Origin of the sequence: Luteimonas aquatica (assembly GCF_022662575.1) — a bacterium.
Lineage (GTDB): Bacteria > Pseudomonadota > Gammaproteobacteria > Xanthomonadales > Xanthomonadaceae > Luteimonas > Luteimonas aquatica.
The window spans coordinates 802,502-822,725 of sequence record NZ_JALBFU010000001.1 but is presented as its reverse complement, the minus strand read 5'-3'; the positions used below and the strand labels follow the sequence as shown (position 1 = coordinate 822,725).

The following is a 20,224-nucleotide window of genomic DNA, read 5'->3' as shown; positions in this document are numbered from 1 at the left end:
TTCTAGCCTTGCCGCGCACCCGGTCCGGAAGGCTAGCGCGGTTTCCTGGCGTGGGGCTTGCCGCCCGGCGGCTTGCGCGGCGGCTTGCCGGCGAAGGGACGCTTGCCGCGGAACGGGGCGGGGCCGGTGTCGGCCGCCTCGGCGCGGCGCATGCGCAGCGGCTGGCCGGCGACGCGCACGCGCTTGAGGTGTTCCAGCAGCTCGCGCGGCATGCCTTCCGGGAGATCGACCAGGCTGTAGTCGTCGCGGATGTCGATGCGGCCGATATAGCGGCTTTCCAGTTCCGCCTCGTTGGCGATGGCGCCGACGATGTTGCCCGGCTGCACGCCGTGGGCATGGCCGACCTCGATGCGGAAGGTTTCCATCGGGAAGTCGCCGGTGGGCCCGGCCTCGCCGCGCTCGGGACGCGGGCGCTCGGGCGGCGCGGCCTCGTCGGCGAAGGCGCGCGGTTCGGCGCGGCGGCGCGGCGGCCCGTCGGCGTCGGCATCGCGGCGGCGCGGCGCCTCGGGTCCGCGATCGCGCGTCCGGCGCGGTTCGGCATCGCGCTCCCTGCGCTCGTCCGGGGCGTTCAGCAGCAGCGGCGATTCGCCCTGCACCAGTTTCGCCAGCGCGGCCGCGATCTCGATCGCGGGCACGTTGCGCTCGTTCTCGAAGCGGGCGACCAGGTCGCGGAAGACGTGCAGGCCCTCGCTCTCCAGCGCCGTGCCGATCCTGTCCAGGAAGCGGGAGACGCGGCGTTCGTTCACCGTCTCCACGCTGGGCAGGGCCATCGGCTCGATCGGCTGGCGCGTGGCGCGCTCGATCGCGCGCAGCATGCCGCGCTCGCGCGGGGTGACGAACAGGATCGCCTCGCCGGCGCGGCCCGCGCGGCCGGTGCGGCCGATGCGGTGCACGTAGCTTTCGGTGTCGTAGGGGATGTCGTAGTTGAGGACGTGGCTGATGCGTTCCACGTCCAGGCCGCGCGCGGCCACGTCGGTGGCCACCAGCACGTCGATGCGGCCGTCCTTGAGCTGCTGGATGGTCTTCTCGCGCTGCTTCTGGTCCATGTCGCCGTTGATCGCGGCGGCGGCCAGGCCGCGCGCGGACAGCTTCTCGGCCAGCTCCTCGGTGCCAAGCTTGGTGCGCGCGAACACGATCATGGCGTCGAAGGGCTCGGCCTCCAGGATGCGGGTGAGGGCGTCGAGCTTGTGCAGGCCGCTCACCGCCCAGTAGCGCTGGCGGATGTTGGCGGCGGTGGTGGTGGTGGACTTGATCGCGATCTCGACCGGATCGCGCAGATAGGTCTGCGCGATGCGCCGGATCGGCGCCGGCATGGTCGCCGAGAACAGCGCCACCTGGCGCGTGTCGGGGGTCTTCTTCAGCACCGCCTCGACGTCGTCGATGAAGCCCATGCGCAGCATCTCGTCGGCCTCGTCCAGCACCAGCGTGCGCAGCTGCGACAGGTCGAGCGAGCCGCGCTCGAGATGGTCGATGACCCGCCCCGGCGTGCCGACCACGACCTGCACGCCGCGCTTGAGCGCGCCCAACTGCGGGCCGTAGCCCTGGCCGCCGTAGATCGGCAGCACGTGGAAGCCGGGCAGGTGGGCGGCGTACTTCTGGAAGGCCTCGGCGACCTGGATCGCCAGTTCGCGCGTGGGCGCGAGCACCAGCGCCTGCGGCTTGCCCTGGTCGGGGTCGATGCCGGCCAGGATCGGCAGGGCGAAGGCGGCGGTCTTGCCGGTGCCGGTCTGCGCTTGGCCGAGCACGTCGCGGCCGGCCAGCAGCGGCGGGATGGTGGCGGCCTGGATCGGCGAGGGCGACTCGTAGCCGACCGCGGCCAGGGCGCGCAGCAGCCCCTCGGGAAGCCCGAGGCCGGCGAAGCCCGCCGCAGCAGGCGTGGCGGCCTGGTCGCTCATGTCGTGGTTGTCCGGTGATGATGCCGGTCCGCGCCGGCGAAGCCCACAGTTTACGCGCCGGTACCTGAGTATGGCGTCAGTGTCCGCGCCGGGACGCGTGCGCCGGGCCCTCGCGACCGCGCGCCCGGCCCGTTCCGGGCGGCAAGAGCGCCGCCGCGGGCGATCCGCGTCGTCCCATTGCGCCGCCCTGGCCCGCTACCATGCCGGCTCCGACCGCGAGGGCAGCCATGATCCAGGTCCACCACCTCAACAACTCCCGCTCGCAGCGCGTGCTGTGGCTGCTGGAGGAACTGGAACTGCCCTACGAGGTGATCCGCTACCAGCGCGATCCGAAGACCATGCTGGCGCCGCCCGAGCTGCGCGCGATCCATCCGCTGGGGAAGTCGCCGGTGGTGGAGGTGGACGGCAAGGTGCTGGCCGAGTCGGCGGCGATCATCGAGACGCTGGTCGAGCGCTACGACACCGCGCACCGCTTCTCGCCGCCGCCGCAACCGCAGGACGCGGACGAGCGCCTGCGCTACCGCTACTGGCTGCACTACGCCGAAGGCTCGGCGATGCCGCCGCTGCTGCTGAGCCTGGTGTTCTCGCGCATCCGCGGCGCGCCGATGCCGTTCTTCGCCAAGCCGGTGGCGCGCGGCATCGCCGACAAGGCGATGGCCGCCTTCGTCGGCCCGCAGCTGAAGCTGCACCTGGACTACATGGAGGACGAACTCGGCCGGCGCGCCTGGTTCGCCGGCGACCGCTTCACCGCCGCCGATATCCAGATGAGCTTCCCGGTCGAGGCCGCCGCGGCGCGCGCGCGCGACCGGCCGCGTCCGAACCTGGCGGCGTTCCTGGAGCGCATCCATGCCCGTCCGGCCTATCGGCGGGCGCTGGAGCAGGGCGGGCCCTATGCGTTGGCCTGAGCGGCTGGCGACGCTTCGGGATCGGCATCGCGCCCTCCCGGGCTTGTGTTGCCGCCGCGGCGACGGCATGTAGGGGGCATGCGCGCCCTCCGCTTCGATAACGCCTTCCTCCGCGAGTTGCCCGGCGATCCCGAGTCCGGGCCGCGCGTGCGCCAGGTGCACGGCGCGCTGTGGTCGCGCGTCGATCCGACGCCGGTGGCGGCGCCGCGGCTGATCGCGTATTCGGCCGAGATGGCGGCCGCGCTCGGTTTCGACGAGGACGACCTGGCGAGCCCCGACTTCGCCGCCGTCTTCGGCGGCAACGCCCTGCAGCCCGGAATGCAGCCTTACGCGGCCAACTACGGCGGCCACCAGTTCGGGCATTGGGCGGGGCAGCTCGGCGACGGGCGCGCGATCTCGCTGGGCGAGGCGGTGGCCGCCGACGGCGCGCGTTGGGAACTGCAGCTCAAGGGCGCCGGGCCCACGCCGTACTCGCGCAGCGCCGACGGGCGCGCGGTGCTGCGTTCCTCGATCCGCGAATTCCTGTGCAGCGAGGCGATGCACCACCTCGGCGTGCCCACCACGCGCGCACTGTCGCTGGTGGCCAGCGGCGAACAGGTGGAGCGGGACATGTTCTACGACGGCCATCCGCGTCCCGAGCCGGGCGCGATCGTGTGCCGGGCCGCGCCGTCCTTCCTCCGCTTCGGCCATTTCGAGCTGCCGTTCTCGCGCGGCGACGCGGCACTGCTGAAACAGCTGGCCGATTTCACCCTGCGCCGCGATTTCCCCCACCTGGCCGCGCGCGGAATCGGCGCCGGATCCGACGAAAGCCGCTACGGCGACTGGTTCGCCGAGGTCTGCGAGCGCACCGCGGCGATGGTCGCGCACTGGATGCGCGTGGGGTTCGTGCACGGGGTGATGAACACCGACAACATGTCGATCCTCGGCCTGACCATCGACTACGGCCCCTACGGCTGGATCGACGACTACGACCCGGACTGGACGCCGAACACCACCGACGCCCATGGCCGCCGCTACCGCTTCGGCTGGCAGCCGAGGATCGCGCACTGGAACCTGATGCGCCTGGCGCAGGCGCTGTCGCCGCTGTTCGGCTCGACCGAGCCGCTGCAGGCGGGACTGGACCGCTTCGCCGCCGCCTATACCGCCGCCGACCGCGACAACACCGCGCGCAAGCTCGGCCTGGCCGAATGCCGCGACGAGGACGTCGAACTGATCCGCGACCTGCACCGGCTGCTGCACGAGGCCGAGGTCGACATGACGATCTTCTTCCGCCGGTTGGCGCGGCTGGAGCCCGCGGCGCCGTCGCTCGATCCGCTGGACGAGGCCTTCTACGACCCGTCCAAGCGCGACGCGGCCGCGGCGGCGTTCCAGGACTGGCTGCGGCGCTACGCCGCGCGCCTGGGCGAGGATGCGCTGGATTCCGCACGGCGCCGGACGCGCATGGACGCGGCCAATCCGTGCTACGTGCCGCGCAATTACCTGGCGCAGCAGGCCATCGACCGCGCCGAGGCGGGGGACGAGGCCGGCATCGCCGAATGGCTGGAGGTGATGCGCCGGCCCTACGAGGAGCAGCCGGGGCGCGAGGCCTTCGCGCGCAAGCGGCCGGACTGGGCGCGGACACGGGCGGGATGCTCGATGCTGTCCTGCAGTTCCTGATCCGCAAGAGCGATCCGGGCCAAGCGGCCCGGAAGAGCGGCGCCGGAGGACGGGCCGCCATCCCCACAAAAAGAAAGCCGGCTTATTTGCCGGCTTTCTTGTCCTTCTTCGCCGCGCGCTTTTCCTTCAGCGTCTTCTCCGGCTTCTTCTTTTCTTCCTTGCGCTTGTCCATGCCCTTGGCCATGGCGGGTCTCCTGCGGGTGGGTCGGGGCTGCGAATGTACTGCCGCGCCGCGCCGCCGCCTAGTAGCGGACCGGTAAACTAATGGCATGTCCCTGATCACACTGAACGCCGTCGACTACAGCGTCGGCGGCCCGCTCCTGCTCGAGCGCGTCGACCTGTCCATCGAGGCCGGCGAGCGCATCGCCCTGATCGGCCGCAACGGCGCCGGCAAGTCCACCCTGCTGCGCCTGCTGGCCGGCGAACTCAAGCCCGACGGCGGCCGCATCCTGCTGGAGGGCGGGGTGCGCGTGGCGCGGCTGGAACAGGAAGTGCCGGCCGGCGCCGCGGGTTCCGTGTTCGACGTGGTCGCCGACGGCCTGGGAGACCTCGGCGCGGCGCTGGCGCAGTACCACCACCTGGTTCATCCCGAAGCCGGGGCCCCGGTCGATACCGTCGCGCTCGCCGCCGTCCAGGCGCGCATCGAGGCGGCCGGCGGCTGGGGCCTGGACCAGCGCGTGTCGGAAACCCTGTCCAGGCTCGGGCTCGACGGCGAGGCCGTCTTCCAGCGCCTGTCCGGCGGCATGAAGCGCCGCGTGCTGCTGGCGCGCGCCCTGGTGTCGGCGCCGGACCTGCTGCTGCTGGACGAGCCCACCAACCATCTCGACATCGCCGCGATCGACTGGCTGGAAGGCTTCCTGAAGGGCTGGCCGGGCGCGCTGGTGTTCGTCACCCACGACCGCCGCTTCCTGCGCGCGCTGGCCACGCGCATCGTCGAGATCGACCGCGGCCAGGTGACGAGCTGGCCGGGGGACTGGGAGAACTACCTGCGCCGTCGCGAGGAGCGGCTCAATGCCGAAGCGCAGGAACAGGCGCGCTTCGACAAGCTGCTGGCGCAGGAGGAGGCCTGGATCCGCCAGGGCATCAAGGCGCGGCGCACCCGCGACGAGGGGCGCGTGCGCCGGCTCAAGGCGATGCGCGTGGAGCGCGCGCAGCGCCGCGAGCTCGCCGGCAACGTGCGCATGGAGGCGGCGCAGGCGGGCAGCTCGGGCAAGAAGGTGATCGAGGCGCGCGCGGTGGATTTCGCCTGGGGCGATGCCGTGCTGGCGCGGCAGTTCTCCACCACCGTGCTGCGCGGCGACCGCATCGGCCTGATCGGCCCCAACGGCAGCGGCAAGACCACGCTGCTGAAGCTGCTGCTCGGGCAGCTGGCGCCGCAGTCCGGCGAGGTGCGCATCGGCTCGCAGTTGCAGGCGGCGTATTTCGACCAGTACCGCACCACGCTGCGCGAGGACTGGAACGCGCTCGAGAACGTCGCCGAAGGCCTGGAGTTCGTCGAGATCGGCGGCAAGCGCAAGCACGTGATCGGCTACCTGCAGGACTTCCTGTTCACCCCGGAGCGCGCCCGGGCGCCGATCACGCGCCTGTCCGGCGGCGAGCGCAACCGCCTGCTGCTGGCCAAGCTGTTCGCGCAGCCGTCCAACCTGCTGGTGATGGACGAGCCGACCAACGACCTGGACGCCGAGACGCTGGAACTGCTGGAGGACCTGCTGGCCGACTATCCCGGTACGCTGCTGCTGGTCAGCCACGACCGCGATTTCCTCGACAACGTGGTCACCTCGACCCTGGTCATGGAAGGCGACGGTCGCATCGGCGAATACGTCGGCGGCTACAGCGATTGGCTGCGCCAAGGCCAGCCGTCGCCGCGCCGGGACGAGCGCGCCGCGCCGCGCGCGCCGGCCGCCGTCGCCGTGCCTGCCGCGCCGGCCCCCGCCCAAAAGCGCAAGCTCAGCTACAAGGACGCGCGCGAACTCGAACAGCTGCCGGCGCGGATCGAAGCCCTGGAGGCCAGGCTGGCGGCGCTGACCGGGGCGATGCAGGAGCCCGGATATTATGAACGGGATCATGCTGCGGTCGCAGCACAGACCGCGGAGTTGTCGCAGACCCAGGACGAACTGGATGCGGCCTATGCGCGCTGGGAATTCCTGGAAAGCGCGCAGGGCGCCGATGCCTGACTTGCGGCCTCGCCGGGATTGCGCGTAAAACAATCGCGGTATCCGGAAAAGCCTCGTATGCATCGATTGGGACTGCCGCCGCTCGCGCTTGCCGCACTGCTTCCGTTCTGCGCATCGTCCGCTGCCGCCGTCCTGGATGCCACGGCGTCCGGTTTCACCATCGAGAATTCCCGCGACGTGCCGGTGGATGCCGAAGCGGCCTGGAAGGCGCTGGTCGGCGATGTCGACCGTTGGTGGCCGAAGGACCACACCTGGTGGGGCGCGCAGTCCACGTTGAGCATCGACGCCCGCGCCGGCGGCTGCTTCTGCGAGCGCGTGCGCGAGGCCGGCGCCGGTCCGGCACGCGAGGCGCTGCACATGACGGTGACCTTCGTCGAGGCCGGCAAGCTGATGCGCATGGTCGGCGGGCTCGGTCCGCTGCAGGGCATGGGCCTGCACGGCGCGATGGAATGGCGGATCGCGGCGGCGGGCGAGGGCCGTTCGAAGATCACCCTGTGGTACCGCGCCGGGGGCTATGCGCCGGACGACCTGGGCAAGCTGGCGCCGGTGGTGGACCAGGTGCAGGGCGTCCAGCTCGGCGCGCTCGCCGATTACCTCGCCGCCGGCGGGGAACGGCGAAAGGACGGGTGAGGATGCGCGGATGCCTTGCGGTCGTCGTCGCGGCGCGCGCGAGCAGCATCGCCGACGATCTCGCGCCGGGACCGTGACGGTGCGCCGGGCCGAAGACGATCGGGACACGTAGGCTGCGCCGTAGGGATGCCGGGACAGGGGACATGACCAACACCGCGACGCCATCAGCCGCCCTGGATCCCGGCACGCGCGCGCGCATGGTGGAGATCGTCGACCGGAACCACCTGATGCGCACGCTGGGCATGGGGCTGGCCGCGCCGCTGGTCGGCGCGGTGCTCTACGAGCACCGGGCGACCTGGCCGTACTGGCTGGCGCTGGGCGTCATCGCCCTGGCCTGGCCGCACCTGGTCTGGCATCTCGCGCGCCGCAGCGCCGATCCGCTCAAGGCCGAGTTCCGCAACCTGATGCTGGATTCGGTCATCGGCGGCGCCTGGGTGGCGGCGATGCAGCTCAACCTGCTGCCGAGCGCGATGCTGGTGGCGATGCTGACCATCGACAGGATCGCGGTGGCGGGATGGCGCTTCTACGTGCGCACGCTGGCCGCGCTGGCGCTGTCCTGCCTGACGACGTGGGCGCTGCTGGGCTTTCCGGTGCAATTGCATTCGACCACGTTCGGCGTGGTGATGTCGCTGCCGTTCCTGTTCATCTACACCGCGGCGCTGGGCACGCTGGTGCGCCAGCTGACGGTCCGGGTCGGCAGCCAGAACCGCATGCTCGAACGCCTGAACCGCATCGACGCCCTGACCGGCCTGCACAACCGCCGGCACTGGGAGGAGGCGGCGAGCAACGAGCTTTCGCGTTTCCTGCGCACGCGCCGTCCGGCCGTGGTGATGCTGATCGACGTCGACAACTTCAAGATGGTCAACGACCGCCACGGCCACGCCAGCGGCGATCGCGTGCTGTGCTGCATCGCCGACGTGCTGCGCGAGTCGCTGCGCGAGATCGACATCCCGGCGCGCTATGGCGGCGACGAGTTCGCGGTGCTGCTGGCCGAGACCGACCTGCGCAACGCGCGCCAGGTGGCCGAGCGCGTCCGCCTGCTGTTCCTCGAGCGCCGCGGCCAGGACGCCGAACAGCAGCATTGCACGCTGAGCATCGGCCTGGCCGAGGCCGACCGCCTGCTGGTCACGGTCGACGACTGGGTGCGCAATGCCGACGCGGCCATGTACCGCGCCAAGGCGGCGGGCCGCGACCGCATCAACGCCGCCTGATCGAATGCCTGATCGAGCGCCGCCTGATCGCGGCGGTCCGCCAGGCTATTCGTCGAGCCAGCTGCCGCAGCCGCGGTATTGCTTGCCGCCGACGGTCAGCTCGGCGCGCGCGTCGAAGGCCTCGCCGCTCATGTCGTCCTCGCACGGCTCGCGGTAGATGCGCAGCAGCACGTCGGTGCCGTCGGCGGCCTTGCCGCCGAACCCGAAGGTGCTGCTGATGCCCATGGCCCTGGGCACCTCGAGCTTGCGCTCGCCGTAGTCGAGCTCGGCGCGCAGCACCGGCGGGTCGGCATCGCTGACCTCCACCCACCAGCCCGGTTCGTTGCCGACCGCGCGGAAGGCGATGCCGCGCCTGCGCGCGTCGTCCCAGACCGGGCCGGTCTTGCCGCCCGGCGTGCGCTGCGCCGGCGCCGCCGCGCCGCCGACCATGGTCATGACGAACTCGCCGACGTCGTCGTGGCCGGGCGAGTAGGGCACGCGGGTGTCGGTGACGAACAACAGGCTGCCGTCGGCGCCGTACAGGGCCGCGTGCAGGCCGTACATCCCGCCATCGGCGCGCAGCTTGGCCGGGTCGTAGGGCAGCTCGAAGGCGTAGGGCGGGCCGGCGACGTCCTTGACGGTGGTCTGCGCGAGCACCGCCTTGGGCGTGTCCATCAGCCGGCCGTCGATCAGCTGCACGGTCAGGTAGGCGCCGGGCGCGATCTTGATCCGCTGCAGGTAGGTGGCCTTGCCGCGGATCACGGCCCCGGCGGCCGGGGGCGCGGCGGCACCCTCGGACGCCGCGGTCGAGGAGTTCGGCTCGTTGTTCATGGCGCCTCCGGCCGGCGATTGGCAGGCCGCCAGCATGCAGGCCAGCGGCAGTGCGAGGATCAGGATCGGGCGCATGGGACCTCCTGCGATGGGAGCGGCAAGCATAAACGCGCCCGCCGCAACGCCACGGCAACGGCGCGGCGCCGCGCCGTTCAGTCCCCCGGCGCCGTATCCACGCGCAGCACGGGGTAGAGGTTGTAGCGCTCGTCCCAGGAGGCATGGCGGCGGTAGAAGAAATCCAGACGCGCCTGCGGATCCTTGGCGAAGGCGGCGTCCTCGCGCACGCGGCGCTCGAACTCGGCCTTCACCGCCGGGTCGGCCAGCATCTCGCGGGCCACGTCCTCGGCGACGTAGGCCTCCATGCCTTCCTTGCGCTCGAAGGCGTTGTTGAACTCGCCCCAGGCCGCCAGGGAATCGGGCGCCTGCGGCTCCAGTATCGCCATCACCAGGCGCGCCTTGGGCTGGGCGATCGGCACGAACAGCGCGCCGGCCGCGACCTCGCGCGTTTCGGGCTTCCAGGCGCCGCGCAGGGTCAGCGGCTGGTGGCCTTCCACGGATCGGGGCGAGAAGCTCGCCTCGTCGGCGCGGAAGCCCATCACCTTCGCCTGCGCCAGCGCGTTGTCGAGGCGGCGGAAGCGGATGCCGTGCTGCCTGAGCTTTTCGCCGACCCACGCCGCCTGCGCCGCCGGCACCAGGTAGCCAGCGCGCGGCGCGGTCACGCTGTGGTCGGGCACGATCTCGTCGCGCAGCGGCAGTTTCCATACCTGCGGGGTGTTCTCGTCGTAGCGCGTCATCGGCGCGCCGGACACCTCCGATGGCGTGCGCGTGTAGGCATAGCCCAGGAAGTCGACGGTGCGCGTCTTGTCGGTGGTCCTGTAGTCGAGCGGGACGGAAGCGCCGCCCAGTTTCTCGGCGCGCCTGTCGGCCTCGCCGGCGATCCGCAGCCACGATCGGCCGCTGCGCGCGGTCTGTTCGAGCAGGTCGACGATGGTGTTGCGGGTGATGCGCACGCGCGCGGGGTAGTCCTTCCAGGAATGGGTTTCCACCAGCAGCCCGAAGCGGTTGCGGTAGAGGAAATAGGCGTGGGAGAAGCGCGGCGGCGCGACGGTGTCGACGAAGCCCGAGGCGGGCTCGTCGTCCTTGACGAACGAGGGGTAGAAGGTCAGCGGCAGCGAGCCCTGCTTGCGCATCGCCTCCACCAGTTCCGTGCGCAGCGCCAGGCCGGCCTTGCGCAGCGCCGGGTCGCCGGCGTGCACGGGCTCGATCTGGTAGGAGACGTCGTGGCGGAACTTGGCGCCGTCGGTCACGTGCAGGTCGACGTACAGGATCGGGTCCCAGGCCTCGACCAGGGCGAGCATGGCCTGCATCTCGGGCGCGTCGGCCTTCACGTAGTCGCGGTTGAGGTTGTAGTTCTGCGCGGTGGTGCGCCAGCCCATTTCCTCGGGGCCGCGTTGGTTGGGCCGATTCCAGCGGCCGAAGCGCTCGTGGCCGTCGATGTTGAACACCGGCACGAACAGGAAGACCTGGCGATCCAGCGCCCCCTTCGCGGCGTCGCCTTCCAGCACCTGGCGCAGCGCCAGGAAACCTGCGTCCTTGCCGTCGATCTCGCCGGCGTGGATGCCGCCCTGGACCAGCAGCACCGGCACGCCCTTGGCGCGCGCGGCCTCGGGCGTGAAGGCGCCGGTGCGGGTGGCGACCAGGGCCTTCATCGGCCGGCCTTCGGGCGTGGTGCCGAAGTCGATGCAGCGCACCGCGTCCGGATAGCGCTGCGCGAAGGCCGCGCACAGCGCGACGACCTCGTCGTAGCGGCCGGTCTGCACGAAGCCGGAGCGTTCGGACACCGTGGTCAGGGGCGCGTCGGCGGCGCGCGCCGGCAGCGCCGGCGACAGGGCGAGGGCAAGGGCGAGCAGCGGCAGGGTGCGATGGGCAGGGGGCATGGCGGATTCGCGGTCGGGCGGAAAGATGCGGATGATGCCCCCCGCGCGGCGCCGGCCCAAGTGCCCATTGCCCTAATTGCGATGACCGTGCGCGCAAACATGCGCCCGAACCGGCGCGGGCCGCGCGGCATCGCGGCGCGCTCGCGCTTGCCGGACAAGGACATGCGGGCGAATCGGCCGGGAATTCAGGCGCCGCGTCGCGCCATCGGCTCAACATCCCGGCGAAAAATGCTCTAGGCTTGGTTTTTTTGGATCAGGGCATTGCCGATGACGACTGCCGCCGCAGCCGCCCCCGCCGCCGGGAAGATGCCCCGGCAGATTCCCTACATCATCGGCAACGAGGCCTGCGAGCGCTTCAGTTTCTACGGGATGCGCAACATCCTGGTGCAGTTCCTGGCCAGCAGCGTGCTGCTGGCCTACCTGCCGGAAGCCGACCGCCAGGGCATGGCCAAGGACGTCTTCCATACCTTCGTCATCGGCGTCTACTTCTTCCCGCTGCTCGGCGGCTGGCTGTCGGACCGCTTCTTCGGCAAGTACAACACCGTATTGTGGTTCTCGCTGATCTACTGCGCCGGCCATGCCTGCCTGGCGCTGTTCGAGAACGACCGCAACGGCTTCTACACCGGCCTGTTCCTGATCGCGCTGGGCTCGGGCGGCATCAAGCCGCTGGTGGTGTCCTTCTGCGGCGATCAGTTCGACCAGAGCAACAAGCACAAGGCCAAGCTGGTCTTCGACGCGTTCTACTGGACCATCAACTTCGGCTCGTTCTTCGCCTCGCTGCTGATGCCGATCTTCCTGCGCGAATACGGCCCGGCGGTGGCCTTCGGCATTCCCGGCGCGCTGATGTTCGTCGCCACGCTGATCTTCTGGGCGGGCCGCAAGAAATACGTGCGCGTGCCGCCGGCCTCCTCCGATCCGGATTCGTTCCTGCACGTGGCGCGCACCGCGCTGCTGGCGCGGGCGCCGGGGCAGGGCAGGCCCGGACTGGCGGTGGCGGCGTCGGGCGGCATGCTGGCGATCGGCGCGCTGCTGCTGATCCCCAAGCTGGGGTTCGTGATCTGCGCCTGTCTGGCGCTCGGCCTGATCATCGCCTTCGGCGGCATGGGCGCCTCGATGCAGCTCAAGCGCGCCCGCGGCAGGCACCCGGACGCGGCGGTGGACGGTGTGCGCGCGGTGCTGCGCATCCTGATCGTGTTCGCGCTGACCACGCCGTTCTGGTCGCTGTTCGACCAGAAGGCCTCGACCTGGGTGCTGCAGGGCAACCAGATGGTCATGCCGCACGACCAGTGGTGGTGGCCGAGCTTCCTGGTGCGCGATGCCGCGCAGATGCAGGCGCTCAACCCGGCGCTGGTGATGCTGCTGATCCCGTTCAACAACCTGGTGCTGTACCCGGCCCTGCGCAGGATGGGGTTCGATCCCACGCCGCTGCGGCGCATGGGCGCGGGCATCGCGTTCTCCGGCATCGCCTGGATCTTCGCCGGGATCATCCAGCTCGGCATCGACGGCGGCGATCCGGTGTCGCTGGCCTGGCAGATCCTGCCGTACGCGCTGCTGACCTTCGGCGAGATCCTGGTCTCGGCCACCGCGCTCGAATTCGCCTACAGCCAGGCGCCGGCGGCGATGAAGGGCGTGATCATGGCGTTCTGGTATCTGGCGGTGACCTTCGGCAACGTCTGGGTCCTGCTGACCAACACCGGCGTGCGCAATGAAACCGTGATTTCGCACATCGCCAGCACGGGATTGAGCGAGAACGCATTCCTGATGTTCTTCTTCGCCGGTTTCGCGTTCCTCACCGCATTGGCCTTTGCCGCGTACGCGCGGCGCTATCCGATGCAGGACAACTACCGTGTTGCCTGATGCGTTGCCGTCTCGGCCTTTGGCGGCGGTCGCGCTAAGATCGTCCCGGGTCCCGGCAAACGCCGGGATCGTGGCGTCCGGACTTCCGCCGGCGCGAATCCGGCCCAGGATCCTTCGATGACCTCGCTCGTCACCCTATTGCTCGTCGCCGTCACCTCCCTGGTCTCGTGGCTGGCGTTCAACAACCGCCAGCTGCTCGACCGCCTGATCCTGTGGCCGCCGGCCATCGAGCGGCACAAGCAGTACGACCGCCTGGTCACGCACGGCTTCATCCATGCCGACCTGATGCACCTGCTGTTCAACATGATCACGCTGTTCTTCTTCGGGCGCGCGGTGGAGCCGGTGTTCGTGCAGGAGATCGGCATGCTCGGCTTCCTGGCCTTCTACCTGTCGGCGGTGGTGGTGGCGATCCTGCCCACCTACATGCGCCACCGCCACGACGGCCGCTACCGCAGCCTCGGCGCCTCGGGCGCGGTCTCGGCCGTGCTGTTCTCCTATGTGCTGATGGCGCCCTGGTCGCTGATCTTCGTGATGTTCCTGCCGGTGCCGGCGATCCTCTACGGCGCGCTCTACATCGGCTACAGCATCTGGATGGACCGGCAGGGAACGGACAACGTGAACCACAGCGCCCACCTGTGGGGCGCGCTGTACGGCCTGATGTTCACCCTGATCATGGAACCGGCGGTGCTCGGGCACTTCCTGCGCGAACTCACCAATCCGCGGTTCGGATGAGCGGCGCGCGGCCCGCCGATCCCTGGAGCGAAAAGACATGAGCGATGCGATCGAGATCCGTCACGACAGCGGCGCCCGCCGCTTCGAAACCCTGGTCGAGGGCCATGGCGCCTACGTCGAGTACCGGCTGGAGGGCGGGGTGATGGCCATCATCCACACCATCGTCCCCGACGCGATCGGCGGGCGCGGCATTGCCGCCGCGCTGGTGCGCGAGGCCCTGGAGTACGCGCGCGGCGCCGGGCTCAAGGTGTCGCCGCACTGCTCCTACGCGGTGGCCTACCTGAAGAAGCATCCCGAGTACGCGGACCTGGCGGCCTGACAGCGCGGCGCGGCTGTGTCAGCATGCGCGCCCCGCGGCGGAGCCTCCGCCGCCTTTCCCCGAGCCCGGCGGCGGCCATGCGCCTGAACAAGCACATCAGTGACACCGGTTTCTGCTCGCGGCGCGAGGCCGACCGCCTGATCGGCGAGGGGCGGGTGAGCGTGAACGGCATCCGCGCCCGGGTCGGCGCCGAGGTCGGCGAGGACGACCGCATCCAGATCGACGGGCAGCCGCTGCGCCTGCGCGCGTCGGCCAAGGGCAAGCGCCGCCACACCTACATCGCCCTGAACAAACCGGTGGGGATCACCTGCACCACCGAGTCCTCGGTGCCGGGCAACATCGTCGATTTCGTCGGCCACGAGCAGCGCATCTTCCCGATCGGGCGGCTGGACAAGGATTCGGAAGGGCTGATCCTGCTGACCAGCAACGGCGACATCGTCAACGCCGTCCTGCGCGCGGAAAACAAGCTGGAGAAGGAATACATGGTGGTGGTCAACCACCCCGTGACCGAGGAGTTCGTGCGCGCCATGAGCCGCGGGGTGCCCGTGCACGGGCAGACCACGCTGCCGTGCCGGACCGGCAAGCTCGGCCGGTTCGGTTTCCGGATCGTGCTGGTGCAGGGCCTGAACCGGCAGATCCGGCTGATGGCGGCGCACTTCGGCTACCGGGTGAAGGGCCTGCTGCGGGTGCGGATCGGCAACGTGAAGCTGGGGCACCTCAAGCCCGGGCAATGGCGCAACCTGACCGATGCCGAGCTGCAGGGCCTGCTGCCCCGGCAGGAGGACTGGTAGCCGGAGGCGGGGGCGGATGCCCGGGGCGGGGCGATGTCAAGAAGAATTAACATTTCCGCTCCGACTTCAGGTATCGTGCGCGCACTGTTCAAAGCCGGGATCACGGTACATCGTGGTTTCGATGCGGTAGATCTGTGACCCCGGAGGCGCGCCGAAAGGCGGGTCGCCGGGAGGCCGGACCCGGAGCGATCCGGAGCCGGCAGCGCCGGACGGGGGCTTTTTCCCGTCCGGCGAGCGACGCCACCCGCGTCGCCGCAGGGCCCTCTCCGGAGGACCTGCACCGATCCGCTCCATCGCTTCGCGTTACCCCTTGCTAGACACAGTCGCGCATCCGCCCCGGGCGGAGCGTGTATCCATCCCACTGTTCCAAGGAGTAACTCACCATGTCCGATCGTCAGGTTGGCACCGTCAAGTGGTTCAACGACGCCAAGGGCTTCGGTTTCATCACCCCCGAAAGCGGCCAGGACCTGTTCGTCCACTTCCGTTCCATCCAGGGCTCCGGCTTCAAGTCGCTGCAGGAAGGACAGAAGGTCTCGTTCAAGGTCGTGCAGGGCCAGAAGGGCCTGCAGGCCGACGAAGTGCAGGCGCTCTAAGCCCCTCGCTTCGGCTTGACCCAAGGCCCCGGACGGCGACGTCCGGGGCTTTTTCTTTGGCGGACCTGCTTCCTGGGCCCCGGCGGACGCAAGCGTGTCAATACCGGCGTCACATCGAATTCGTTAAACTGGCGTTATTCGAACCGTCGACCCCTGGAGACCGTCATGCGCCACCTGCTGACCTGTTGCCTGTCCCTGGCGCTGCTGGCCGCGTGCCAGCGCGAGACGCCGCAGGCCCAGCCGGCCTCGCCGACGGGGCAGGCGCAGCCGGAGACGGGCGCGCCGGCGCCGGCCGCGCCGACCGAACTGAAGGACGTGATCGAGCGCGACCCGCGCTACGTGATCGGCATCAGCTATCCCAAGGGCATCGACAAGTACCCGGGGCTGGCCGCCGAACTGCGCCAGTACGCCGACGCGGCGCGCAACGAGCTCAAGCAGGCCCTGGACGGCCTGGGCGGCGAGAAGCCGAGCGCGCCCTACGACCTGACGCTGGCCTTCAATACCCTGCAGGAGACCCCGCAGGTCGTGGCGGTGGGCGCCGACGGCAGCAGCTACACCGGCGGCGCGCACGGCAATCCGCTGGTGGCGCGCTTCGTCTGGCTGCCGCAGCAGAACAAGGCGCTGCGCATCGGCGAGCTGGTCACCGGCAAGAACGGCTTCCGCGACCTGTCCGGGTACGTGCGTGAGCAACTGCACGCGGCGCTGTCGCAGCGCATCGACGCCGACGAGGTCGCGCCGGCCGAGCGCGCGGAGATGATGAAGTCGGCGCTGAAGATGATCGACGAGGGCTCCACGCCCGAGGCCGACAATTTCGCGCAGTTCGAGCCGGTGCTGGCGCCGGACGGCAAGCTGTCGGGGCTGCGCTTCGTGTTTCCTCCCTACCAGGTGGGGCCTTACTCCGACGGCGTGCAGACCGTCGAGGTGCCGGCCTCGGTGCTGCTGCCGCACGTGGCGCCGGAGTACCGCGGGCTGTTCGCCGCCGCGCCCGCCGCCGCGCCGGCGCAGCTGCCGGCCCAGGTGCCCGGATCCTGAGCGATGCGGCGACGCAGTGTTGCGGCGCGGGTGAGCGTCCGGGCGCGCGGACAGGAGTAGTCTGAGGGCGTCCCGTTCGTGTCGACGACGCCCCCATGTCAGCCACGCACCCCTTCCAGGACCGCATCCAGTCCCTGCTTGCGCAGGCCGACATCCAGGTGGACGGCGACCGTCCCTGGGACATGCGCATGCACGATCCGCATCTGCCGGCCCGGCTGATGGCGGGCGGTTCGCTGGCGCTGGGCGAAAGCTTCATGGACGGCGCCTGGGACGCGGATTCGCTGGACGAATTCCTGTTCCGACTGCTGCAGGCGCACGTCGACGAGCGCGTGCACGGCATCGGCGACATCCTGCTGGCGCTGCGCGCGCGGCTGCTGAACATGCAGTCCGGACACCGCGCCTTCGATGTCGGCGAACGCCACTACGACCTCGGCAACGACCTGTACGCGGCCATGCTCGGCAAGCGCCTGGTCTACAGCTGCGGCTACTGGCATCGCGCCGATGGCGGCATGGCGGCCTCGCTGGACGAGGCGCAGGAGGCCAAGCTCGACCTGATCTGCCGCAAGCTCGGGCTGCGCCCGGGCATGCGCGTGCTCGACATCGGCTGCGGCTGGGGCGAGGCGCTGAAGTTCGCCGCCGAGCGCTACGGCGTCAGCGGCGTGGGCGTGACCGTCTCGCGCGAGCAGGCCGAATTCGCGCAGGCGCTGTGCGCCGGACTGCCCGACGACAGGCGCGTGGAGATCCGCGTGCAGGACTACCGCGCCCTGACCGGCGCCGCCCCCGACGAGCGCTTCGACCGGATCCTGTCGGTGGGCATGTTCGAGCACGTGGGCGTGCGCAACTACCGCGCCTATTTCGAAGTGGCGCTGCGCTGCCTGGCCGAGGACGGGTTGTTCCTGCTGCACAGCATCGGCGGCAACAAGTCGGTCACGCACAGCGATCCCTGGATCACCAAGTACATCTTCGCCAACTCGATGCTGCCCTCGGCGCGGCAGATCGCCGAGGCGGCCGAGGGACTGTTCGTGATCGAGGACTGGCACAACTTCGGCGCCGACTACGACCTGACCCTGCAGGCCTGGCGGCGCAACATCGAGGCGGCGTGGGAGCGCCTGCCGCCGCGCTACGACGAGCGCTTCCGCCGCATGTGGCGCTTCTATCTGGCCGCTTCGATGGCCAGCTTCCGCGCGCGGCGCATCCAGCTCTGGCAGCTGGTGCTCTCGCCCGGCGGCGTGCCCGGCGGCTACGTGGCGCCGCGCTAGGCCGCCCGCGCAGGCGGACGGCCTAGCGCAGGGCTCATGCCGCCGACGCCGCCTCGTCGATCAGGCCGGCGACCTCGCCCGGCCGCGAGGCGAGCGAGGCGTGGCTGGCGTCGAGCGTGATCACCTTGCGCGCGCCCAGCCGGGCGGACATGCGCTGCTGGTTGTCCGGATGGATCATGCGGTCCTGGCTGGAGATCTGGTACCAGCTCGGCTTGTTCTTCCAGGCCGGTGACGAGATCGCGTCGCCGAAGGTGCTGGCCAGCGGCGCCTTCTGCGTCAGCGACATGACCAGCCCTTCGTCGGCGCTCAGGTCCTGGCAGAAGCTGTCGTGGAACTTGTCGTACTGCACCCACAGGTAGCCGTCGCTGTCGGGCGCCAGGTTGGCGGCGGCCGCGGGCGGTTGCTGCTGGGTGATGCCGCCGGGGCTTTCGCCGTCGTCGGGCGCGAACGCCGCGATGTAGACCAGGGCGGCGACGTTGGGCAGGTTGCCGGCCTGGGTGATGACCGCGCCGCCGTAGGAATGCCCCACCAGCACGACCGGCCCGGGCTGCTGCGCGACCATCTTGCGGGTGCGCTCGGCATCGTCGGCGAGCGAGGTGAGCGGCAGCTCGACCGCGCGCACGGCCGTATGGCCCTTGCGCGCGAGTTCGAGGATGACCTTGCTCCAGTGGGCGGCGCCGCCCCAGAAGCCATGCACAAGGACGATCGTGGGTTTGCTGCTCATCGCTCTGCTCCTGATTCAGGTGGGATGGTCCGCCGGGGGCGCGGGTGGCGCCGCGGCCGGCGCCGTTCGAGCTTAGCCCGGACGGGTGCAGGGCGGGTGACAGCGGCGGCGCGTGGCCGCCGGCATGGCTATCGGCGCAGCGGCAGGCAGATGGCGGTGCGCCGCTTGTCCGGCGGCAAGGCGTGCGGGTCGTGCAGCCGTGCCGGCGCCGCCCCGGCTCAGGAAGACCGCGCCAGGGTGCTGTGGCGGATGCCGTAGCCGAAATAGACGACCAGGCCCAGCGCCATCCAGATCAGGAAACGCTCGTAGGTGATCCAGGGCAGGCCATAGATCAGCCAGATGGAGAAGGCGATGCCCACCACCGGCACCGCCGGCACCCAGGGCGTGCGGAAGCTGCGCGGCAGATCGGGTTGCCGCCTGCGCAGCACCAGGATCGAGGCGCAGATCACGATGAAGGCGGCCAGCACGCCGACATTGACCAGCTCGGCCAGCTCGCCGATCGGAAAGAAGCCGGCAGCCAGGGCGGTGACCACGCCCAGCAGCAGGGTCGGGCGGTACGGGGTGCCGTAGCGCGGATGCGGCCTGGCGAACCAGGCCGGCAGCAGGCCGTCGCGCGAGAGCGCGAACCAGATGCGCGCGGCCGCCAGCATGAAGGCGAACACCACGCTGATGATGCCGGCCACCGCGACCAGCGAGACCAGCGTGCCGACCCAATCCAGGCCGAGTTGGCGGAAGGCGTTGGTGACCGGCGCGGCGTTGCCGAGCGTGGAATAGTGCGCGATGCCGGTGAGCACCAGCGAGATGGTCAGGTACAGCGCCATCGAGATGCCCAGCGAGAGCATCACCGCGCGCGGCAGGTCGCGCTGCGGATCGCGCGCCTCCTCCGCGGCCGTGGTCAGCGTGTCGTAGCCGAACACCGCGAAGAACACCACCGCGGCGGCGGTCACCACGCCGTTGAAGCCGAAATGCGAGACGCCGTCGGCGCCGACCGTGGCCGCCGGCACGAACGGCGTCCAGTTGGCCGGATCGATGTAGAACACGCCCACGCCGATCACCAGGATCACGCCGAGCACCTTGATCGCCACGATCAGGGTGTTGAAGCGCGCGCCCCATTCGGTGCGCACGCTCAGCAGCAGCGCCACCGCCATCGCCACCACCGCGGCGATGAGGTTGAAGACGTGGCCCTCGCCGCTGCCGCGCGCGCCCTGCGCCCAGACCGGCAGGTCGATGCCGATGCTGTGCAGCAGGTCCTGCGCGTAGCCCGACCAGCCGCTGGCCACCACCGCCACCACCATCGCGTATTCCAGCAGCAGATCCCAGCCGATCAGCCAGGCCGGCAGTTCGCCGAGCACGGCGTAGCCGTAGGTATACGCGCTGCCGGTGACCGGGATCATGCCGGCGAACTCGGCATAGCACAGCGCCGCGGCGGCGCTGGCGATGCCGGCGATGATGAAGGACAGCGCGACGGCCGGACCGGCGTTGGCCGCGGCCTGCTGGCCGGCGAGCACGAACACGCCCACGCCGATGATGCCGCCCAGGCCGATCGCGGTGAGCTGCCAGACCCCGAGCACGCGGCGGAAGTCGCGGCGCTGGCCGAGTTCGGCCTGCAGTTGCGGGATGCTCTTGGGGCGCAGCATGCGTGCGGCGAGCCGCCCGGCCGGCGGAGGCGTTGCGCTCATCGAGGGTTCTCCCAAAAAGA

17 protein-coding genes are annotated in these 20,224 nt (G+C 70.5%); 12 read left to right on the top strand and 5 right to left on the bottom strand.

The features are described from left to right. Positions 1-32: 32 nt before the first annotated feature. On the bottom strand, positions 33-1,895 hold the full coding sequence (locus MD221_RS03800; RefSeq protein ID WP_242107933.1) for a DEAD/DEAH box helicase: 1,863 nt from the start codon (positions 1,893-1,895) through the stop codon (positions 33-35). Between the two features lie 227 nt (positions 1,896-2,122). On the opposite strand from MD221_RS03800, the gene MD221_RS03795 reads away from it, so the two are divergent. From MD221_RS03795 to MD221_RS03775, 5 genes are all read left to right on the top strand, one after another. After that, complete coding sequence (locus MD221_RS03795) at positions 2,123-2,800, top strand: glutathione S-transferase (protein WP_242107932.1); 678 nt, start codon at positions 2,123-2,125, stop codon at positions 2,798-2,800. Between the two features lie 78 nt (positions 2,801-2,878). After that, entirely contained in the window at positions 2,879-4,456 is a 1,578-nt protein-coding gene (locus MD221_RS03790; RefSeq protein WP_242107931.1) for a protein adenylyltransferase SelO, read from the top strand. A 269-nt stretch (positions 4,457-4,725) separates the two neighbouring features. Then, the gene (locus MD221_RS03785) at positions 4,726-6,630 is read left to right on the top strand and encodes an ATP-binding cassette domain-containing protein (protein ID WP_242107930.1); all 1,905 of its coding nucleotides are present in this window, start codon (positions 4,726-4,728) and stop codon (positions 6,628-6,630) included. Positions 6,631-6,687: 57 nt separating this feature from the next. Next, complete coding sequence (locus MD221_RS03780; protein ID WP_242107929.1) at positions 6,688-7,260, top strand: SRPBCC family protein; 573 nt, start codon at positions 6,688-6,690, stop codon at positions 7,258-7,260. 143 nt (positions 7,261-7,403) lie between these two features. Continuing rightward, a complete protein-coding gene (locus MD221_RS03775; RefSeq protein ID WP_242107928.1) occupies positions 7,404-8,471 on the top strand; it encodes a diguanylate cyclase in 1,068 nt (355 codons plus the stop codon). A 45-nt stretch (positions 8,472-8,516) separates the two neighbouring features. On the opposite strand, the gene MD221_RS03770 is transcribed toward MD221_RS03775, so the two are convergent. Together MD221_RS03770 and MD221_RS03765 are read right to left on the bottom strand one after the other, a co-directional pair. After that, positions 8,517-9,356, bottom strand: coding sequence for a YbaY family lipoprotein (locus MD221_RS03770; protein ID WP_242107927.1), 840 nt, complete (start codon positions 9,354-9,356; stop codon positions 8,517-8,519). A 77-nt stretch (positions 9,357-9,433) separates the two neighbouring features. Continuing rightward, positions 9,434-11,218, bottom strand: a complete 1,785-nt coding sequence (locus MD221_RS03765; protein WP_242107926.1) for a M14 family metallopeptidase — start codon at positions 11,216-11,218, stop codon at positions 9,434-9,436. A gap of 267 nt (positions 11,219-11,485) precedes the next feature. On the opposite strand from MD221_RS03765, the gene MD221_RS03760 reads away from it, so the two are divergent. The 7 genes from MD221_RS03760 (at position 11,486) to cfa (ending at position 17,801) form a co-directional block, all read left to right on the top strand. Next, complete coding sequence (locus MD221_RS03760) at positions 11,486-13,075, top strand: POT-type proton-dependent oligopeptide transporter (protein WP_242107925.1); 1,590 nt, start codon at positions 11,486-11,488, stop codon at positions 13,073-13,075. A gap of 117 nt (positions 13,076-13,192) precedes the next feature. Then, complete coding sequence (locus MD221_RS03755) at positions 13,193-13,807, top strand: rhomboid family intramembrane serine protease (RefSeq protein ID WP_242107923.1); 615 nt, start codon at positions 13,193-13,195, stop codon at positions 13,805-13,807. A 37-nt stretch (positions 13,808-13,844) separates the two neighbouring features. Beyond that, complete coding sequence (locus MD221_RS03750) at positions 13,845-14,126, top strand: GNAT family N-acetyltransferase (RefSeq protein ID WP_242107921.1); 282 nt, start codon at positions 13,845-13,847, stop codon at positions 14,124-14,126. Positions 14,127-14,149: 23 nt separating this feature from the next. Beyond that, positions 14,150-14,917 (top strand): pseudouridine synthase, encoded by a 768-nt coding sequence (locus MD221_RS03745; protein ID WP_242107919.1) that lies wholly within the window; start codon positions 14,150-14,152, stop codon positions 14,915-14,917. A gap of 383 nt (positions 14,918-15,300) precedes the next feature. Beyond that, positions 15,301-15,510, top strand: a complete 210-nt coding sequence (locus MD221_RS03740; RefSeq protein ID WP_242107918.1) for a cold-shock protein — start codon at positions 15,301-15,303, stop codon at positions 15,508-15,510. A gap of 165 nt (positions 15,511-15,675) precedes the next feature. Next, positions 15,676-16,542, top strand: a complete 867-nt coding sequence (locus tag MD221_RS03735) for a DUF3298 and DUF4163 domain-containing protein (protein WP_242107917.1) — start codon at positions 15,676-15,678, stop codon at positions 16,540-16,542. A 95-nt stretch (positions 16,543-16,637) separates the two neighbouring features. Then, a complete protein-coding gene (gene cfa, locus MD221_RS03730; protein ID WP_242107916.1) occupies positions 16,638-17,801 on the top strand; it encodes a cyclopropane fatty acyl phospholipid synthase in 1,164 nt (387 codons plus the stop codon). Between the two features lie 34 nt (positions 17,802-17,835). Here cfa and MD221_RS03725 read toward each other — a convergent pair whose 3' ends face one another. Together MD221_RS03725 and MD221_RS03720 are read right to left on the bottom strand one after the other, a co-directional pair. Next, positions 17,836-18,525 carry an alpha/beta hydrolase gene (locus MD221_RS03725; protein ID WP_242107915.1) on the bottom strand — a complete coding sequence of 230 codons (690 nt, stop codon included), beginning with the start codon at positions 18,523-18,525 and terminating at the stop codon, positions 17,836-17,838. Positions 18,526-18,743: 218 nt separating this feature from the next. Beyond that, the gene (locus MD221_RS03720; RefSeq protein WP_242107914.1) at positions 18,744-20,204 is read right to left on the bottom strand and encodes an amino acid permease; all 1,461 of its coding nucleotides are present in this window, start codon (positions 20,202-20,204) and stop codon (positions 18,744-18,746) included. Positions 20,205-20,224: the final 20 nt, after the last annotated feature.

Bases quoted from the DNA above. Each gene is read 5' to 3' on its own strand.
- MD221_RS03800 (WP_242107933.1), bottom strand. From the start codon at position 1,895: ATGAGCGACCAGGCCGCCACGCCTGCTGCGGCGGGCTTCGCCGGCCTC.
- MD221_RS03795 (WP_242107932.1), top strand. From the start codon at position 2,123: ATGATCCAGGTCCACCACCTCAACAACTCCCGCTCGCAGCGCGTGCTG.
- MD221_RS03790 (WP_242107931.1), top strand. From the start codon at position 2,879: ATGCGCGCCCTCCGCTTCGATAACGCCTTCCTCCGCGAGTTGCCCGGC.
- MD221_RS03785 (WP_242107930.1), top strand. From the start codon at position 4,726: ATGTCCCTGATCACACTGAACGCCGTCGACTACAGCGTCGGCGGCCCG.
- MD221_RS03780 (WP_242107929.1), top strand. From the start codon at position 6,688: ATGCATCGATTGGGACTGCCGCCGCTCGCGCTTGCCGCACTGCTTCCG.
- MD221_RS03775 (WP_242107928.1), top strand. From the start codon at position 7,404: ATGACCAACACCGCGACGCCATCAGCCGCCCTGGATCCCGGCACGCGC.
- MD221_RS03770 (WP_242107927.1), bottom strand. From the start codon at position 9,356: ATGCGCCCGATCCTGATCCTCGCACTGCCGCTGGCCTGCATGCTGGCG.
- MD221_RS03765 (WP_242107926.1), bottom strand. From the start codon at position 11,218: ATGCCCCCTGCCCATCGCACCCTGCCGCTGCTCGCCCTTGCCCTCGCC.
- MD221_RS03760 (WP_242107925.1), top strand. From the start codon at position 11,486: ATGACGACTGCCGCCGCAGCCGCCCCCGCCGCCGGGAAGATGCCCCGG.
- MD221_RS03755 (WP_242107923.1), top strand. From the start codon at position 13,193: ATGACCTCGCTCGTCACCCTATTGCTCGTCGCCGTCACCTCCCTGGTC.
- MD221_RS03750 (WP_242107921.1), top strand. From the start codon at position 13,845: ATGAGCGATGCGATCGAGATCCGTCACGACAGCGGCGCCCGCCGCTTC.
- MD221_RS03745 (WP_242107919.1), top strand. From the start codon at position 14,150: ATGCGCGCCCCGCGGCGGAGCCTCCGCCGCCTTTCCCCGAGCCCGGCG.
- MD221_RS03740 (WP_242107918.1), top strand. From the start codon at position 15,301: ATGTCCGATCGTCAGGTTGGCACCGTCAAGTGGTTCAACGACGCCAAG.
- MD221_RS03735 (WP_242107917.1), top strand. From the start codon at position 15,676: ATGCGCCACCTGCTGACCTGTTGCCTGTCCCTGGCGCTGCTGGCCGCG.
- cfa (WP_242107916.1), top strand. From the start codon at position 16,638: ATGTCAGCCACGCACCCCTTCCAGGACCGCATCCAGTCCCTGCTTGCG.
- MD221_RS03725 (WP_242107915.1), bottom strand. From the start codon at position 18,525: ATGAGCAGCAAACCCACGATCGTCCTTGTGCATGGCTTCTGGGGCGGC.
- MD221_RS03720 (WP_242107914.1), bottom strand. From the start codon at position 20,204: ATGAGCGCAACGCCTCCGCCGGCCGGGCGGCTCGCCGCACGCATGCTG.